This window comes from Paenibacillus caseinilyticus, assembly GCF_027533645.1.
GTDB lineage: Bacteria > Bacillota > Bacilli > Paenibacillales > NBRC-103111 > Paenibacillus_G > Paenibacillus_G caseinilyticus.
This window is the reverse complement of sequence record NZ_JAQAGY010000036.1, coordinates 26,502-42,641: the sequence shown is the minus strand read 5'-3', so window position 1 is coordinate 42,641 and position 16,140 is coordinate 26,502. Positions and strand designations below refer to the sequence as shown.

Annotated in this window: 15 protein-coding genes and 2 pseudogenes; 9 read left to right on the top strand and 8 right to left on the bottom strand. The window is 59.7% G+C overall.

Going from position 1 to position 16,140, the window contains the following annotated elements; translation table 11 throughout:
* Window positions 1–128: 128 nt before the first annotated feature.
* The gene (locus O9H32_RS31200; RefSeq protein WP_269869992.1) at window positions 129–1,394 is read right to left on the bottom strand and encodes a BaiN/RdsA family NAD(P)/FAD-dependent oxidoreductase; all 1,266 of its coding nucleotides are present in this window, start codon (window positions 1,392–1,394) and stop codon (window positions 129–131) included.
* Window positions 1,395–1,644: 250 nt separating this feature from the next.
* Between O9H32_RS31200 and O9H32_RS31195 the strand changes: the two genes are divergently transcribed.
* Window positions 1,645–3,381 carry a methyl-accepting chemotaxis protein gene (locus tag O9H32_RS31195; protein WP_269869991.1) on the top strand — a complete coding sequence of 579 codons (1,737 nt, stop codon included), beginning with the start codon at window positions 1,645–1,647 and terminating at the stop codon, window positions 3,379–3,381.
* Between the two features lie 228 nt (window positions 3,382–3,609).
* On the opposite strand, the gene O9H32_RS31190 is transcribed toward O9H32_RS31195, so the two are convergent.
* Window positions 3,610–4,911: a hemolysin family protein gene (locus O9H32_RS31190; protein WP_269869990.1), complete on the bottom strand. Its 1,302-nt coding sequence runs from the start codon at window positions 4,909–4,911 to the stop codon at window positions 3,610–3,612.
* 377 nt (window positions 4,912–5,288) lie between these two features.
* Here O9H32_RS31190 and O9H32_RS31185 point away from each other — a divergent pair, with 377 nt between their 5' ends.
* From O9H32_RS31185 to nadE, 6 genes are all read left to right on the top strand, one after another.
* Window positions 5,289–6,275 carry a cation diffusion facilitator family transporter gene (locus tag O9H32_RS31185; protein ID WP_269869989.1) on the top strand — a complete coding sequence of 329 codons (987 nt, stop codon included), beginning with the start codon at window positions 5,289–5,291 and terminating at the stop codon, window positions 6,273–6,275.
* A 579-nt stretch (window positions 6,276–6,854) separates the two neighbouring features.
* Window positions 6,855–7,973 (top strand): MerR family transcriptional regulator, encoded by a 1,119-nt coding sequence (locus O9H32_RS31180; RefSeq protein WP_269869988.1) that lies wholly within the window; start codon window positions 6,855–6,857, stop codon window positions 7,971–7,973.
* Window positions 7,974–8,083: 110 nt separating this feature from the next.
* The gene (locus tag O9H32_RS31175; RefSeq protein WP_269869987.1) at window positions 8,084–8,212 is read left to right on the top strand and encodes a hypothetical protein; all 129 of its coding nucleotides are present in this window, start codon (window positions 8,084–8,086) and stop codon (window positions 8,210–8,212) included.
* Between the two features lie 13 nt (window positions 8,213–8,225).
* On the top strand, window positions 8,226–8,663 hold the full coding sequence (locus tag O9H32_RS31170; RefSeq protein ID WP_269869986.1) for a DUF3905 domain-containing protein: 438 nt from the start codon (window positions 8,226–8,228) through the stop codon (window positions 8,661–8,663).
* Window positions 8,664–8,795: 132 nt separating this feature from the next.
* Window positions 8,796–9,230 carry a BrxA/BrxB family bacilliredoxin gene (locus tag O9H32_RS31165; protein WP_269869985.1) on the top strand — a complete coding sequence of 145 codons (435 nt, stop codon included), beginning with the start codon at window positions 8,796–8,798 and terminating at the stop codon, window positions 9,228–9,230.
* 208 nt (window positions 9,231–9,438) lie between these two features.
* Entirely contained in the window at window positions 9,439–10,248 is an 810-nt protein-coding gene (gene nadE, locus O9H32_RS31160) for an ammonia-dependent NAD(+) synthetase (protein WP_269869984.1), read from the top strand.
* 177 nt (window positions 10,249–10,425) lie between these two features.
* Here nadE and O9H32_RS32970 read toward each other — a convergent pair.
* From O9H32_RS32970 to bioA, 3 genes and pseudogenes are all read right to left on the bottom strand, one after another.
* Window positions 10,426–10,524: pseudogene (locus O9H32_RS32970) on the bottom strand (manganese catalase family protein); the annotation flags it as partial.
* Window positions 10,518–10,688: pseudogene (locus tag O9H32_RS31155) on the bottom strand (manganese catalase family protein); the annotation flags it as partial. The pseudogenes O9H32_RS32970 and O9H32_RS31155, both read right to left, overlap by 7 nt.
* Complete coding sequence (gene bioA / locus O9H32_RS31150) at window positions 10,685–12,037, bottom strand: adenosylmethionine--8-amino-7-oxononanoate transaminase (RefSeq protein ID WP_269869983.1); 1,353 nt, start codon at window positions 12,035–12,037, stop codon at window positions 10,685–10,687. The gene bioA and the pseudogene O9H32_RS31155, both read right to left, overlap by 4 nt.
* 91 nt (window positions 12,038–12,128) lie before the next feature.
* Between bioA and acpS the strand changes: the two genes are divergently transcribed.
* Window positions 12,129–12,530 carry a holo-ACP synthase gene (gene acpS / locus O9H32_RS31145; protein ID WP_269870001.1) on the top strand — a complete coding sequence of 134 codons (402 nt, stop codon included), beginning with the start codon at window positions 12,129–12,131 and terminating at the stop codon, window positions 12,528–12,530.
* 364 nt (window positions 12,531–12,894) lie between these two features.
* Here acpS and O9H32_RS31140 read toward each other — a convergent pair whose 3' ends face one another.
* The 3 genes from O9H32_RS31140 to O9H32_RS31130 all read right to left on the bottom strand — a co-directional run bounded on the left by O9H32_RS31140 (window position 12,895) and on the right by O9H32_RS31130 (window position 14,846).
* Window positions 12,895–13,284 carry a c-type cytochrome gene (locus O9H32_RS31140; protein WP_269870000.1) on the bottom strand — a complete coding sequence of 130 codons (390 nt, stop codon included), beginning with the start codon at window positions 13,282–13,284 and terminating at the stop codon, window positions 12,895–12,897.
* A 2-nt stretch (window positions 13,285–13,286) separates the two neighbouring features.
* Window positions 13,287–13,895, bottom strand: coding sequence for a hypothetical protein (locus O9H32_RS31135; protein ID WP_269869982.1), 609 nt, complete (start codon window positions 13,893–13,895; stop codon window positions 13,287–13,289).
* A 96-nt stretch (window positions 13,896–13,991) separates the two neighbouring features.
* Window positions 13,992–14,846, bottom strand: a complete 855-nt coding sequence (locus tag O9H32_RS31130; protein ID WP_269869981.1) for a helix-turn-helix domain-containing protein — start codon at window positions 14,844–14,846, stop codon at window positions 13,992–13,994.
* Between the two features lie 75 nt (window positions 14,847–14,921).
* On the opposite strand from O9H32_RS31130, the gene mutY reads away from it, so the two are divergent.
* Window positions 14,922–16,085, top strand: coding sequence for an A/G-specific adenine glycosylase (gene mutY, locus O9H32_RS31125; RefSeq protein WP_269869980.1), 1,164 nt, complete (start codon window positions 14,922–14,924; stop codon window positions 16,083–16,085).
* Window positions 16,086–16,140: the final 55 nt, after the last annotated feature.

Genomic DNA, 16,140 nt, shown 5'->3' with positions numbered 1-16,140 from the left:
GCCGCCTGCTGGCTCTTCGAACCGGCGGCTGTTTGCCGCTGCCGGACGCAACGGACACACGCCAAAGGAAGCCCATCCCGTTAGGGCAGGGCTTCCAAAGGAGCCAGGGAGCATACCGATGCCGGCCGTTAGCTCCTGTAATGTTCCGCGGCGCTCTTGCCTGCGGTATAGCCGGTGGTGAAGGCGGCCGTAATGTTGTACCCGCCGGTGTAGCCGTGGATATCCAGTACTTCGCCGCAGAAATACAGTCCGGCCGTGATTTTGGACTCCATGGTCCTCGGATCCACTTCCTTGAGATTCACGCCGCCGCCGGTTACGAACGCTTCTTCGAGCGACAGGGTTCCGTTCACTTCGACCGGGAACGCCTTGAGCAGCTTCGCCATCTCGAGCCAAGGCTGCTTCGGAATGTTGTCGAACGTGGTGTCCTCCTTAATTCCGGACTTCGAGAGAATGAGCGGAATCATCCGCTCGGGCAGCGTGCCCTTGAGCACATTCTTGACCGCTTTCTTCGGCTCGGTCTCCGAGAGCTTCAGCGTCTCGGCATAAAGTTCTCCCTCCGTACGGTCCGGGAACAGATCGATGGTGACGCGGATCGTACCCGCACCGAACTGCTTCTTCGCCTTCACCACGAACTGGCTGCAGCGAAGCGCGGTAGGGCCCGAGAGGCCGAAGTGGGTGAAGAGCAGGTCGCCCTCATGCTCGATGATCTTCTTACCTTTCGGATTCCATACCGACAGGGTAATGTCTCGCAGCGACAGTCCCTGCAGCTCACGGCTCTTGATGAAGCCCTCGCGGGAGGTCAGCGGCACTTCGGTCGGGTACAGCTCAGTAATCGTGTGCCCGCCTTCCTCCGCCCAAGGGTACCCGTCACCCGTCGAACCGGTCTGGGGCACCGATTTGCCGCCGGTCGCGATGATGACCGCCCGCGCTTCCACCCGCTCCCCGCCGCGCAGCTCCACGCCGGCTGCCGCGCCGTCCCGGTACAGCACCTGCCGTACAGGCGTGTGGACGCGGATCGTGACGCCCTGCCGGCGTACTTGGCCGACGAGGGCGTCGACCACCGTCTTCGCCCGGTCGCTGACGGGGAACATCCGGCCCCGGTCTTCCTCCTTCAGTGCAATGCCTAAGTCTTCGAAGAAAGCCATGATGTCACGGTTGCTGAATGTCGCGAAGGCGCTGTAGAGGAACCGGCCATTGCCGGGAATATGCTTGATGATCTCGTCGGGCTCTTTGGCATTGGTCACATTGCAGCGGCCGCCGCCGGAGATCCCGAGTTTGCGTCCCAGTTTGTCCCCTTTGTCGACGAGCAGGGTCCGGGCGCCGTGCCTGGAGGCTGCAATCGCAGCCATGAGGCCGGATGGCCCCCCGCCGATAATAATGACATCGTAACTCATATACGTATGACTCCTTGCTATCGCTCTCTGGTATGCCCTCTATCTTACCCTTTTTTAGACTGGGAGTCACGGGCGGCTGCCTTCCGTGAGCATAGAGGCGTATCATACCGCGTTCTCTTCCCGGATGGAGCTTCAGGAGAGGGGGGCGGTATTTATGCTGCAGACGATGAAAGGCAATGATTTTCATTAACAAAGAAGGAGTGATCGTCCGAAACATAAGGATATAGATAAGCCGAAAGGGGAATTAATCGTGAAAATCACTGTGGGGAAAAAGATATTTGGAGGTTTCACCCTCCTGTTGGTGCTGCTGCTTGCCGTCGGGATCTTCGGAGTCAATCAGATGAACCGCCTCTATCAGCAGACTAAGCTGATCAATGGTTCCTGGATGCCCGGCATATCGGCGAGCAAGGAGATCGAAACGGTAACCAAGGAGATTGTAGCCAAAACACTGATGATGACTGTGGAATCCGACCCGCAGAAGCTGGCGGACCTGTCCAAACAGATTGATACGCAGTTTACAGACATTAATGTCCAGGTACAAGATTATGAAAAAACCATTTTGCCTGGTGACACGGAAGATCGGCAGAATACGGATGCGCTCAAAAAGGAACTATCCAATCTGAAGTCGGCCGTAGAGGAAGGGAAAAAGCTGGGCACCGAGCTTAATCTCGAAGCGGGGGCCGGCGCGCGGATCAATGAGGTGAACGGGATCATCGGCAAGATTACCGATAGCCTGGCTGCGACCGGAGTAATTCTGGATAAGATCACTAGCTATAACGAACAAGGGGCGGCCAAAGCGGTTCTTGAGTCGGACGCCACGAATAACGGCGGCCGCTCGATCATCTGGGGAGCGACAGGCCTCTCGTTGCTGATCGGCCTCCTTCTCGCTTATGTTATCTCCCGGAGCATCTCCCGTCCGCTGATCCAGGCTTCGGAAGCCCTTGGCCGCGTAGCCCAAGGGGATCTGACGGTAGAGCCGCTGAACGTGAAGAGCAAAGACGAGGTCGGGCAGCTGGCCGCATCCTTCAACCGGATGACGGAAGATATGAACAGCATGGTCTCCCAGATCAAAGTATCTTCGGAGATGGTGGCCGCTTCGGCAGAAGAGCTTCTGGCCTCGGCTGAACAAAGCTCGAAGGCGGCGGAGTCCGTAGCGGACAGCTCCCAGGAAGCTTCGGATTACACGGAGAAGCAGATGCAGGGTGTAGAAGAGTTGTTCAACGCTCTGTCCGAAGTGTCGGCAGGAATGCAGCAGATTTCGGGCAACGGCGAGATGATGCTGACGATGGTGAGGGAAACCAATGAACTGTCCGATCGCGGCGGGAAGGCGGTTCAGGCGATTACCGACCAGATGAACGAGATCAACCGGACCACGGAAGAATCGTCGCAGATGATCCGGATGCTCGGGGAACAATCGAAGCAGATCGGCAATATCGTGACGCTGATTACCGGCATTGCGAATCAGACGAATCTCCTTGCGTTGAACGCCGCCATTGAGGCCGCCAGGGCAGGGGAGCAGGGCAAAGGGTTCGCGGTTGTGGCAGGCGAGGTGCGCAAGCTGGCCGAGCAGTCCGTCCAATCCGCCGCTCAGATTACGTCGCTGGTTGATTCGATCCAGCGGGATACGGACAAAGTAATTCTTTCGGTAGAAAAGAGCACGGATAAAGTGTATGAAGGAATCCGGAAGGCGGAAGACGTAAGAGACGCCTTCACGGAAATTAAGGAATCGATCCAGACGGTGTCGGTCAAAGTCGAAGAGGTAACCCATTCGGTCGAAGACATGACCGCTTCCAGCGAGGAAATGACGGCAACGATCGAGACGGTCAGCACGGCTTCCGAGCAGCTTGCCACCGTGTCCCAGACCAATGCCGCTTCGAGCCAGGAGCAGCTTGCTTCGATGGAGGAGATCAGCGCATCTTCCCAATCGCTGGCGCACTTGGCGGAAGAACTGAACGTAGTGCTCACGCGATTCAAGACGAATAAATAAGAGCGTGACACGCTTAGCATTACGAGGTACAGCAATAAAACGGCCGCTTCCGGTGTTCCATCCGGGGGCGGCCGTTTTATTTTGCTATCCTTTTCTTAGGTTCGATATGAACAGCCCTCCGGACTCTCCCACAGGCTGTTCATCACTGAATCGATGTACGGGCCTTGGAGCCCGGAGGACTGTTATGACAAGCGGCTGGTGTGTTCCGCGAGGGAGACTGTGATGCCGCTAGGCCGATTGGCTCTGCGCTTCAAGCCTCTTGACCGTCAGCCGCGAGATCCTCAGATCGTCGGTTTCCTCAATGACGAATTCGTAGGTATCGCCATAACGGACGCTCTGGCCCTGCTTCGGCGGAATTTCGACCTGCGAGTATATCCATCCGCCGATCGTGTCGTAATCCTCCGACTCGATCTCCATTCCGAATTTATCATTGACTTCGTCGATCAGAAGCCGGCCGTCGATCGAGTAGGAGCTGTCTTCCCTCAGCTCTACGCTGGGGCGCTGCTCGGGGGCGAACTCGTCTTGAATATCGCCTACAATCTCTTCGAGGATGTCCTCGATCGTGACGAGGCCCGAAGTGCCGCCGTACTCGTCAATGAGGAGGGCGATTTGGCTTTTCTTTTTCTGCATCAGCTTCAGGAGCGTGGAGATCGGCATCGACTCCGGCACCTTGGTAATAGGACGCAGAATCGAGCGGATGTCGGTCACTTTCGTCTGGGCCTTGAGCAGGTCTTTGATATGGACGAAACCGACGATATTGTCCTTATCGGGATCGCAGACCGGATAGCGAGTGCGCATCTCGTTCAGGGCGATGTCCATGTTCTCAGAGAACGAGAGATTGGCGTACAGGCAGCCCATCTCCGTCCTCGGGATCATGATCTCCCGGGCGTTGGTTTCGGAGAAATCGAATATATTATCAAACAGCGTCAATTCGGTATTGTCGATGAACCCGCTCTTGTGGCTCTCCTTCATGAGCACCCGGATTTCCTCTTCCGTATGGGCGGAGTCATGTTCGGTGGCCGGTTCGATCCCGACGCGCTTCAGCATCCAATTCGAGATCCCGTTGAGCATCCAGATGAACGGATACATCACTCTGTACGTCACGATCAGAGGCAGGGCCGTCCACAACGTGACGTTCTCGGATTGGCGGATGGCGTACGTCTTCGGGAACTGTTCGCCGAGCGTAATATGCAGCGTCGTGATGAGGGAGAAGGCGATCAGGAAGGAGACCGTATGGACGACCGTCTCGCTCAGGCCCAGCCACCCGCTCAGCAGAGGCTCCAGTGTCCGGGCGATAACCGGTTCACCGACCCAGCCGAGACCAAGCGAAGCAAGGGTGATTCCGAGCTGGCAGGCTGAGAGATAAGCGTTCAGGTTGCCCATAATTTTTTGGACGAGACGAGCGCTGAGGTTACCCGACTGGGCCAGTACGTCGATGCGGCTGTTCCTAACTTTCACCATAGCGAATTCAGCTGCGACAAAGAAACCGTTCATGAGCACAAGCACCACAATCAAAACCACGTTAAGCAATAAAGGTAACGGGTCACTACTCAATCATTCCCTATCCCCTGCGTGAGGCGGATAGGTACACCTCCTTGGGCAAAGCAATTTTTTTTGAGCCAGTTCCAGTTTGACCAGCATAAAGAATGTTTATAAATTATTATACCGAATCGGCAAATGGTGCTCAAACGGTGTGGGAGTGCTTGAGGTGTATGCAGAAGAGGCTGCGGCTTCGTTTGTTCCCGGGAATGGCTGTTTTCCACCCGTACGCTGTTAATTTGACCGAATTTGTTCAAAATCATGTTTTTCAAGATGTTAGTTTAAGGGTATTTACCCTGATCTTTTCCATACGAAACGAACGTCAGCCGGAAGTTGCTGCACAAAACCGGGCAGAGGAGCTGAGCAGAATGCCGAACTTGTGGCAGGCAGTCAAAAAAGGGAATACGTCTTCGGGCATTGCGGCGCTCGGAAATGCGGGACTGGCCGTATTGAAAGGAGCGGCGGCGTTTTTCGGCGGCAGCGGCGCCATGTTTGCTTCGGCGATGCACTCCGTGGCGGATGCGGTGAATCAGGGCTTCGTCTTCGCCGGCAGCGTGCTGGCGGAGCGCAAACCGACGAAGCGCTTTCCCACAGGCTTTGGGCGCGTCATCAACATTTTTTGTATGATAGCCGTGATCGTGGTGACCGTGATGGCTTATGAGACGATCAAAGAAGGGGTTCATCTCCTGCAGCATCCCGCCGAATCCTCAGGGGGATTCTGGTTTTCCTTGGTCGTGCTTCTGGCAGGCATTGCCGTAGACGGCGGGGTGCTGATCAAGGCGATGAATGAAATCGTCAAAGAAGCCCGTGTCCCCGCGAGCGGATTCGGCGTGATCCCTGCCGCTTTCAAAAATGTAGGACGTGCAGCGCCGCCGACCCGCCTTGTTTTCTATGAAGACATCGTGGCGACGACCGGGGCCGCGCTGGCGCTTGCAGCCATCCTCATCGGCGAACTGACGCCGCTGAAAATCTTCGACGGTGTGGCGACCATGCTGATTGGCGGGCTGATGCTGATGGTCGCTTTCAAGGTAGGCTTCGACAACATGGCCGGGCTGATCGGAGTCGCTGCACCGGTGGAAGTGGAGACGAAGGTGTCCGAGCTCATCCTCGGCGATCCCGATGTCCGGGACATCAGTACGCTGCGGATTATCCAAGAAGGACGGTTCTACCATGTGGACGGCTATATCGAACTGCGGCGCGGGCTGGCGCTTGCGGAAGCGGACGATATCAAGTTCCGCGTACGGGACAAGCTGCTCGCCGATTTGGATATCGCCGACGTAACGCTGGGCATCATTGAAGATAACGGCATTCAAACCTGGAATCTCGAGGAACGCCGGGAAGAGGGCGGGGGCTGAGGAGCCCCCTATTGTATCGTTTTAGCATGCCCGCACGGTTTGGCGCCGCAGGACGTAGGACCCATCCGATCCGGAAGGCGTGTCCCGTCCGGCAAGGGAGCTGGAGTCGGTTGTTTTGGGAATAATAGGGGTCCCCTCAACTGCACCTTACTCTACACTTTCACTTGACTTCCGCCGATATATCTGATATTGTGGGTGTTATGCTTTGCATATGAAGGAACCTCAAATAACCCCTACGAATTTGAATCCCCTCGAATTTTTAACCCAAACGATCAGATTGACCGCACATCGAAGAACAACAATTCTCAAGGATTCCCATGAATGAACACTGTGGTTTGTACTGATTCACACTGGCGCGGTCTTCGGAGCCGCAAGGATGGAAGAGAGGCAGGGCTTCTATTGTTTTAGTTTCACAGCATCATGACAGATTCGCCAAGCAATACCAGGGGTTGACGGTTCGGTACGCCGCCTACGAAGCAGGAACGGCGCGATATAGGTTCCATACCAGCAGAACATGCATCACATCCAAGAGCCTTGACCAGGGGCGTACGCCATCCGGTTGGGGCTTTTGTCGTACCTATGGACCGATGGATTGACCGATGGACCGACGGCCGGCTGCCGTCTACATATAATGAAACGAAGCAGAGAGGGGCGGTACCCGTGAAAATCAACGAGTTGGCCAAGCGGCTCGGGGTGACTCCCCGGGCCATCCGGTTCTACGAGGAGAAAGGGCTGCTCGCTCCGGCGAAGGACCGGGAGAACGGATACCGCCGGTTTACCGATGATGACGCTTGGCGGCTGCAGACCATACTGGCACTGCGTGAAGCCGGGGTAGCGGTAGAAGACATACGCCACGTGCTGCGCTCCGCTGACGCTTCGGATGGGGAGGCGGTCAGGGAATATCTCGAGATGCAGCATTCGGTGCTCTTCCGCGAATGGCTGCGGGGGAGGGATACGCTGTTGCTGCTCGAGGAGATGATCGGACGGCTCGGCCGGGAGCCGGTGCTGCCCGAGTCTTGGCACGCGCTTGCGGAACGCTCCCGGGAGGGCCGGGAGGTGAGAGAGGGCTGGGCCGATCTATGGAACTTTGACGGGCTGCCGGAGGACGGGGAGGCGGAGCCTGCGCTGCAGTCTGCCCGGCATGTCCCCTCCGAGCCGTTCTACTCGCAGGCGCTGGATTGTGCCGCGGCGATGCTGGAGCCAAGACCGGGCGAGCTTGGTCTGGATGCGGGAGCCGGTGCGGGCGGTTTTGCTCTCCGCCTGCAGGAGGCTGGGGTAAGCATGACGGCCGTCGACCAGTCCCGCGCCATGCTGCGGCGCTGCAGCACGCGGGCTCCCGGGGTCCGGACGCGGCTCGGCAATCTGCTGGCGCTGCCGTTCTGGGACGGCATGTTCGATCTGGCCGTCTCCAGCTTCGCGCTGCATCACTTGACCGAAGCCCAGCAGCCGCTCGGTCTAGCCGAGATGCTCCGCGTAGTGAAGCCTGGCGGCCGGATCGCCGTGGTGGACTGGATGGCCGTCCGCAGGGAAGCGGCACCGCGGACGGCTTGCTCAGGGTCACGGGCCGCGCTCTGGGCGGAGCATGATCCGGATCCGGAGCGGCTGTGCCGGGAGCTAGAGTCCCGGGGGTGCAGGGTAACGACGGCGCAGGCCGGCCCGGATGGGCTTACCGTGTTACTGGCGCAGCGGCTTCTTTGAGTCAGGGGCCCCATCCATGCGGCCTCCTTTTCCAGTTTCTGCGGGGGCGGATGCCGCATGGATTGGGGGCAGCCTACCGCATACTAGGAACAAGAAGGGAGATGATTATCATGGCCAAGAACAAGAACCGCTCGAACAACTCCAAAGAACAGGAGCTGCACGAGAGCAGCAACGGGCAGGCGAATGCGGCGGGAGTTCAGGATAAGAGACTGAGCGGGCCTAACCGCCCGGCCGAATAGGAGGAACGCTTCCGTGACCACTCCATCCCGCCCTGAGGGACATGATCCCGAGGGCTATAACCATGCGAACACCGACATAGAGTATAATGCCAAAAATAACCCGGAGCTCGATCCCTTCGAAATCGAGTTTAAACCGGAATACCAATCGGGGCGCGGGCCCCGGGAAGCCTTCGTCAATGAGCACGGGGTGCTCATCGGCGACCATGATTACACCTCTGAGAACTCCCCGCTGGAGCAGTGGACCGAGGATACGGATCCGGCCATCATGTCCGGCGACGAGTGGGTGCATCCGTATAAGGACGTCGGCTTTCAGACAGCGGAGAACCGGGATATCTTCGAGCGGGGTGTCCCGCCCAAAGGAGACCGCTTCATGCATCCGGACAAGGATGTCGCTTATGATGCGTTCCAGCCGGGAGAGGCGGATGGGCAGCGTACCGAAGGCGATGCTTGAGTCTTCGGCTGCCGCAAAGTGCTGCAGGCTTATTCAGCCTGCAGCACTTTGCTTTCCCCATGAGCCGATGTATAATAGGACATAACGTTAATGTCCCTTGCGGAACATGGGATAGAAGGAGTGAACAGAACAATGTCGATGTCATTTGACAGATACATGAAGGATATGGTGCAGCCGATGAGAGACGATCTCACGCGTATCGGTGTACAGGAGCTTCGCACCCCTGAAGAGGTGGCGGAAGCGCTCGACAATATGAAGGGCACGGCACTCGTTGTCGTGAACTCCGTCTGCGGCTGTGCAGCAGGGCAATGCCGTCCGGGCGTGGCCAAGGCGCTTCAGCACGAAGTGAAGCCGGACCACCTGTTTACCGTATTTGCGGGCCAGGATAAGGAAGCCACGGCCAAAGCGCGTGAGTATTTTGCGCCGTACCCTCCATCGTCCCCGTCGATCGCCCTGATGAAGGACGGCGAGCTTGTACATTTCATCCAGCGCCACCAGGTCGAAGACCGGTCCGCCGAGATGATTGCCAATGACTTGATCGGTGCTTTCGAGACATACTGCAAGTAAGCGCCGCCCGCTCCCGCTGGATCCGCTCCCCGGATCCCGGGAGTTTTTTTGTACCTGCCTCCCTGATTCAGAAGCGGCCGGGCAAGTTTAACCAATGTAGAGATCGTGGTATACTGTAAGCAAACTTGACAGCGGGAGTACATACACGCGAAATGAACATCAAGAGGGCCCGCTCGTCACCTTAGATATGAGAAGGAGTGGTGCTCGGATGAGTCTGCAGCAGGAGATCATTGCCAAGCTGGGTGTGAAGCCCGAGATTGATGTGAAAGCCGAGATACGCAAGCGCGTCGATTTTCTGAAAGAGTATGTGCTGAAAGCGGGTGTCGACGGGCTTCTGATCGCCATCAGCGGAGGGATCGACAGTGCGGTGGCTGCCGGACTATGCAAGCTTGCAACCGATGAGCTCACCGAAGAGAAGGGCCGCGAATACAAAACCTTGGGTGTGTTCCAGCCGTATGGCACGCAGGAGGATATCGCCGACAGCTATGCGACCGCGGAAGCGTTCAACCTGAAGTACAAGGTCGAGACGAACATCGAAGAAGCGGTGAACGAGATCGCCCTGGAGACCGAGCATGCGCTCAAATCCATCGGCGTCCACCAGCATGTCAGCCGTGGCGGCAAAGGCAACATCAAAGCCCGTACACGGATGGTCGTGCAGTATGCGCTGGCGTTCGACCTGAATCTGCTCGTGGTAGGCACCGACCATGCGTCGGAGGCGATTACCGGGTTCTTCACGAAGTGGGGCGACGGGGCAGTCGACATCACACCGCTCAGCACACTGAACAAGCGCCAGGTGCGGGCGCTGGCCCGCGAACTCGGCGTACCGGCAAGCGTGCTCGACAAGGCGCCGTCTGCCGGCCTGTGGGAAGGCCAGACGGACGAGAAGGAGCTCGGTATTTCCTACGAGGACAACAGCGATTATCTCGAGGGCAAGCAGATCCCGGATGAGGTCCGCGAGAAGCTCGAGAAGCATTATACGCGTACAGAACATAAGCGTACGGACATTCCCGGCATTTAAGCAGCAGCGTTCGGTGGACCCGTGAGTGGGGCCGCACCCCAAAGACCCTGTTCCTCCTACGAAGGAATAGGGTCTTATTTTTGTACACGCTGCGTCTGTGGAAGGTGGGTGGCCTGTGAATTGCCGGCATCGGCCTGCGGCCATTCCAGCTTCGGGGAGGGGGCATGCTGCGCCCGGCTACTTCATCCCGGCATTGCTTTGCAGTCTCTTCGCAATCTCTAGGAAGTCTTCGGCAGAGATGCCCGGTGCGAACTCTTCCGGCACCTCCTGGGCCTCGAGTTTTTTCTTCCGCGGAAGTTGTGCGATTGGAACATATAATTATTCAGCGTCAGCGTCGATATCTCGCCGAATTTGCCTCCGAGCAGCTCCTGCACAGCCGATGCCGCATTTTGCGGACAAGGGGAGTGGGAGGCGTGCAGGGCCGGGGCGGGGCGGGCTATAACCCCATCCGGCCCAGAACACGTTCGGTACGGGAGAGAATATCGTCGATCTGTGCGGCCGTCGTGCAGAGCGGCAGCCAGTAGTAGATCGTATCTCCCAGCGGGCGGAGGAACAACCCTTCCGCCAACCCTTCTTGGTAGACCCGGAAGCCGATGCGTTCTTCGAACGGATAGCGCCGGCGGGCATCCCGGTCCTGATACAGCTCGAAGGCAGCCACCATGCCGAGACCGCGAAGGTCGGCGACGCCCGGGAAGGCGGCGAAGCGCCCTATGCCCGCCTGCAGGCGGGAGGCGGAGGAGCAGGCCTGCTCCAGGACGGCTTCCTCCTCGAAGATACGAAGGGACTCCAGCGCCACGGCACACGCCAGCGGGTTGCCCGTGAAGCTGTGGCCGTGTGTGAACGTCTTCAGCTTCTCGTAATCGTCATAGAAGGCATCATAGATCCCGGCCGTCGTCATCGTCACGGCGAGCGGCAGCATCCCGGCGGTCAGCCCCTTGGAGAGGCACATGAAGTCCGGTGCGATCCCGGCGTGCTCGCAGGCGAACAGCCGTCCGGTCCGGCCAAAACCGACGGCGACCTCGTCGGCGATCAGGTGCACTCCATACTGCGTACAGAGCTCGCGCAGCCCCTGCAGGTAAGAGGGGCTATGCAGGATCATGCCGCCGGCCGCTTGGATCATCGGCTCGACAATAAGCGCTGCTATCTCATCCGCCGAGGTATCGAATAGAGCTCGTACGGCCGCCAGTGCCTCGGTTGCGGCCTGCTCATCGCCCCCTTTCCCCCGTCCGCGGGGGTCAGGCGAGGGCACTTGATACGCTTCGAAGAGCAGCGGCCGGAAGACGGAGTGATACTGGTCCACGCCGCCCACGCTGACCGCCCCGATCGTATCGCCGTGATAGCTGTGCTGGACGAAAGCGAATCGGGTCTTGGCCCGAGAGCCGGTCTGCTGCCAGTACTGGAACGACATCTTCAGTGCCACCTCGACGGCGGTGGAGCCGTTGTCGGAGTAGAAGGCTTTGGTCAGACCGTCCGGCGTAAGCTCCGCCAGGCGTTCGGCAAGTTCGATGCCCGGCCCGTGGGTGAGGCCTGCGAACATGACATGGTCCATCTGCGCCATCTGGCGGTTCACAGCCTCCCGGATGCGGGGGTGGGCATGGCCGTGAACGTTGACCCACCACGATGAATTCGTGTCGTAATAGGCCTTGCCGGCGGCATCGTAGAGATAGACGCCCTCGGCCCTCTCGATCAGGACCGGATCCCTTTCGGCGTAGTCCTTCATCTGCGTGAAGGGGTGCCAGACATAACGGCGGTCGGCCTCAAGCAGCCGCGTGCGCTCCATTGGTTCCATTGTTCATCCTCCTTGAACTCTCGCTTCAGATCCGATACCATGAATGCATCCCTAATTGTACCAGAAGAGAGAAAAGAAAGGACATCCTCCCATGATTATCGGCATCGGAACGGACCTGCTCGACATTGCCCGCGTACGCTCCATCTTAGAGCAGCCGGCCGGCGAGCGTTTCCTCCAGCGCGTCCTGACGCCCGCGGAGCGGGAGCTTGCCGCCGCCCGCAGGGGAAGGCTCGCTGAATTCACGGCGGGCCGCTTCGCCGCCAAGGAGGCGGTCGTGAAGGCGCTCGGCTGCGGCATCGGCAAGGAAGTGGGCCTGCACGATATCGAGGTGCTGCCGGACGCCAAGGGCAAGCCCCACTGCCGGCTGTCCGAGGCTGCGCTGCAGCGGCTGGCGGAAGGCGGCACCGACGTGCGCGGGCTGATCGTGCATCTCAGCATCACGCACAGCGATACCGCCGCCATGGCGTACGCGATGGCGGAGCGGCGCGGGTGAGAAGCCCGGGCTGCCGGGCAAGGGGGCGAATGCAGGTTAGCAGGGCACCCCTTGGCCGCCATGTCTGGATTGCCGACGGCCGGTTTGTAAGCGGCAGAGCGCTCCTTGGCGCCGAGTAACGCGTTGCGGCGCCGACTGGCAGTGCCGGAACCACCACCAGTCGCACTGGTCTAGCCGGTTGGTTGTCCGGCGCCCAGGGTCGCAAGATACCGGAGCTCTGCGGTGGCGGCCTTGCCTTGGGGCAGTCCCGCAGTTCCGCGGTCTCCGAGGGCGTTACGCGGCCCCCGAATACAAAGAAACCTCCCTATCCGCTGTGCGGTTAAGGAGGTTTCTTTGTATTCGGCCCGGCCAGCTGCCGGCCAGTTTATTTTTTGCCGGCCAGCCAGGCCGCGAGCCCGTCGATTTCTTCGGCGGACAGCTTGTCCTGGAAGCCCGGCATGCCGCCGCCGCCCCGGGCAATCTGCGCGGCAATCTGGTCCTTGCCTAGCCGGCCGCCCACCTGCTGCAGGTTGGTGCTCGGCCCGACCTTGCCTTCGAGGGCGGAGCCGTGGCAGGAGAGACAGCGCTGCTTATAGAGCGCCTGCACGGGCTCGGCCGCACCCTCCATCGCCTTGGCTGCCGCAGCCGAGTCGGCCCCCTTGGTGCCGCCGAACGGCTCCGGGCTGTTCTTGGGCCCGCAGGCCGCAAGTAGCGCGGCGATGACGCCGAGCAGCAAGACTGTACGCAGGGTGTTCCTTCGTTGGTTCACAGGCATCTTCATTGGTATCGCATCCCCCTTGTCCATAAGCGAAGCAGGCATCCGGCCGCGATCAGGGATAAGCCTCCGAGGCCGGAGATGAGAATCGGCGCGAAGCCGAGATACTTCCAGGCGGTGACGGCCGTAAGGGCCAGCATCCAGATTCCGAGAAGCGTCAGCGGCCAGCCCAGTCTGCGCCCTAGTACCAGATAGGCCGTTCCCCAGACGAAGCCGGGCAGCAGGGCGCTGTCGTAGGGTGTCAGCCCCCACCAGCCGCTCCGCGCAGCCGCGAGAAGGATCAGGACGGCTGCGCCGATGGCAGCGAGGCTCCGGGCCAGGGGGGCTGGCAGCAGCGGGGCAAAGGCCCCGGACGTCCGCCGGAAGCGGATTTTGCGATGCAGCAGCAGTCCGAGCGACAAGGCGAGCGCCGCGAGGAACAGGCCTGCGGGCAGCCTTCCCCAGTCCCGGGCCGGCTCGGTGAACCGCAGGGCCGCGTTCGCGGTTCTCTCTGCGCCCCAGACGACCAGCCACAGGGCGTAAGGCGCCGCAGCCAGCCGGTGACGGTCCCGGAGCGCGGCCCGCAGCCTCTCGCCGGAGCGGCTCTCCGCGATCAGATCTCCTTGTTTCATGTTCGGCATCCCTTCATTCCTACACAGCTACATGAGCTTCATCTATTATTAGGTAGCGTACACTGTCCCCGGAGGGAAAGTCAAACCGGCGCAGCTTCAATGCGCAGGGGAGAACCGGTGCTTTTTGGCATACTCCCGGGGGGATTCGCCGGTCACTTTTTTGAAGATCCGGGAGAAATAGAATTCGTCGGTATAGCCCACGCTCCCGGCAATGGACTTTAACCGGTAATCGGAGAGGACGAGCAGCTCCTTGGCCCGGTCGACCCTCAGGTGCGTTAAATAATCGATGGGACTGTAGCCGATATATTTTTTGAAGAGGCGGGAGTAGTGGCTGACGCTGAGGCCTGCCATCTGGGCCAGGGCTTCGAGCGTGAGCGGTTCCCGGTAGTGGCCGACCATGTAATCCTGCGTGAGCTCGATGGCCGCCGTCGTATCTCCCGTGATCTTCTGAGCCCGGAAGTCGGCGACCAGGGTCAGGAAGAAATCCTGCAGTACGAGTTTGCGGCGCATCGCCGTCATATGCCCCCTGCGCTTCCACAAGAGATGGAGCTGTTCCATCTGGTAGATGAGCTGCGGCGTATTGGTCACGGTATACATGCCTTCGAGCGGGAAGCGGGACTCGCCGGCGCCCCGGTAAATCCACTGTTCCTTCTCCTCGTAACATTCCGTATAATGAAAGCGGAGAAAGTAGTATTCGAGAGGCTGCTCGGGATCGGTCGTCCGTTCCACCACCATGCCGGGCGCGAAGCAGAACAGCTTGCCGGGTTCCGCGGGGTAATGGGTGCCGCCGATGGTGAACGTGCCTTTGCCTTTGATAATCAGCCAGACGGAATGATATTTGATCGAGCGGGATTTCTGATGCCAGTGGCTCTCGCACTTCTGGTGGCCGACGAGCAGGATCGACACGACCAGCTTGTTGAGACGCGCGGCCAGCTCTCCGGGAGTCAGCATCGGCAGTCCTCTTTTCGCTTCGGATTCTTTCTCTCCATTATAGCCTGACAACGTGCGCTAAGCGAAGGAGAACTCATGTACAATACAGAACAAAAAGCGTATTTCTCGGCCGAGCTGCTGTCGTGGTACCGCCGTCACAAGCGAGACCTGCCTTGGCGGCGCAGCCGCAATCCGTATCATATCTGGATATCAGAGATTATGCTGCAGCAGACGAGAGTCGAGACGGTGATCCCGTATTTTCATAGATTCGTGGACAAATTCCCGACCGTCGAGGCCTTGGCCGATGCGCCGGAAGACGAGGTGCTGAAGGCCTGGGAGGGTCTTGGCTACTATTCCCGTGCCCGCAACCTGCAGAGCGCTGTCCGTGAGGTGAAGGAGCGGTACGGCAGCGTCGTTCCGGACACGAAGGAGGAAGTATTCGCCCTGAAGGGCGTCGGGCCGTATACGGCCGGAGCCATCCTCAGCATCGCCTACAACAAGCCCGAGCCTGCCGTGGACGGCAACGTCATGCGGGTGCTGTCGCGGTACTTCCTGATCGAGGAGGATATCATGAAGGGCAGCACCCGGGTGCTCATGGAAAAGCTGGCGAAGGAGCTGATCCCGGAGGGGGCGGCCGGCGACTTCAACCAGGCGCTGATGGAGCTCGGGGCGATGGTCTGTACGCCGAAGTCGCCGCACTGTCTCACCTGTCCCGTGATGCTCCACTGCTCGGGCCGGGCGGCGGGCATGGAAGCGGAGCTGCCCGTCAAGAAGAAGGCGAAGCCGCCTCGGCCGGAGAACCGCTATGTCGCGCTGCTCGAGGGCACCGGCGGACAGGCGGGCCGGGTGCTCATCCGCCAGCGGCCGGCGGAGGGGCTGCTCGCACGGATGTGGGAGCTGCCGCATTCGCTTGCGCCTGCTGCTGCGGCGGTCCCCGCCGAGGGCCAAGCTGCATACGCAGGCGGACCCGGTGAAGATCCTGCCGCAGCGCATGAAGCGCTGGCAGGGCACCTCGCCGAAGACGGAATCGGCCTTGGACGGCTTCGCTGGCTGATGCCGGCGGAGCATACGTTCAGCCATATCCATTGGGATCTGGACGTATTCCTCGGCAGCGTGGAGGCCTCCCCGCTGCGGCCTGAATCGTCCGCTCCTCTGCCGTCTCATTACCGTTGGCTTTCCGAGGGGGAGATGGAGCAGTATGCTTTCCCGAACGTGTTCCTGCGTATCCTAAGAGCCTATTTCAAAGATCGCGAAGCGTAAGCAGCTAGAGAGGAATTGGGTTCGGCCGCGGTCCGTGCGTATACGGGCCGCGGCC

Excerpts from the sequence above, each read along its gene's own strand:
- O9H32_RS31165 (WP_269869985.1), top strand. The coding sequence starts at position 8,796 with ATGTCGATGTCATTTGACAGATACATGAAGGATATGGTGCAGCCGATG.
- O9H32_RS31135 (WP_269869982.1), bottom strand. The coding sequence starts at position 13,895 with ATGAAACAAGGAGATCTGATCGCGGAGAGCCGCTCCGGCGAGAGGCTG.
- O9H32_RS31200 (WP_269869992.1), bottom strand. The coding sequence starts at position 1,394 with ATGAGTTACGATGTCATTATTATCGGCGGGGGGCCATCCGGCCTCATG.
- O9H32_RS31175 (WP_269869987.1), top strand. The coding sequence starts at position 8,084 with ATGGCCAAGAACAAGAACCGCTCGAACAACTCCAAAGAACAGGAGCTG.
- O9H32_RS31140 (WP_269870000.1), bottom strand. The coding sequence starts at position 13,284 with ATGCCTGTGAACCAACGAAGGAACACCCTGCGTACAGTCTTGCTGCTC.
- O9H32_RS31185 (WP_269869989.1), top strand. The coding sequence starts at position 5,289 with ATGCCGAACTTGTGGCAGGCAGTCAAAAAAGGGAATACGTCTTCGGGC.
- acpS (WP_269870001.1), top strand. The coding sequence starts at position 12,129 with ATGATTATCGGCATCGGAACGGACCTGCTCGACATTGCCCGCGTACGC.
- bioA (WP_269869983.1), bottom strand. The coding sequence starts at position 12,037 with ATGGAACCAATGGAGCGCACGCGGCTGCTTGAGGCCGACCGCCGTTAT.
- O9H32_RS31180 (WP_269869988.1), top strand. The coding sequence starts at position 6,855 with ATGGACCGATGGATTGACCGATGGACCGACGGCCGGCTGCCGTCTACA.
- mutY (WP_269869980.1), top strand. The coding sequence starts at position 14,922 with ATGTACAATACAGAACAAAAAGCGTATTTCTCGGCCGAGCTGCTGTCG.
- O9H32_RS31130 (WP_269869981.1), bottom strand. The coding sequence starts at position 14,846 with ATGCTGACTCCCGGAGAGCTGGCCGCGCGTCTCAACAAGCTGGTCGTG.
- nadE (WP_269869984.1), top strand. The coding sequence starts at position 9,439 with ATGAGTCTGCAGCAGGAGATCATTGCCAAGCTGGGTGTGAAGCCCGAG.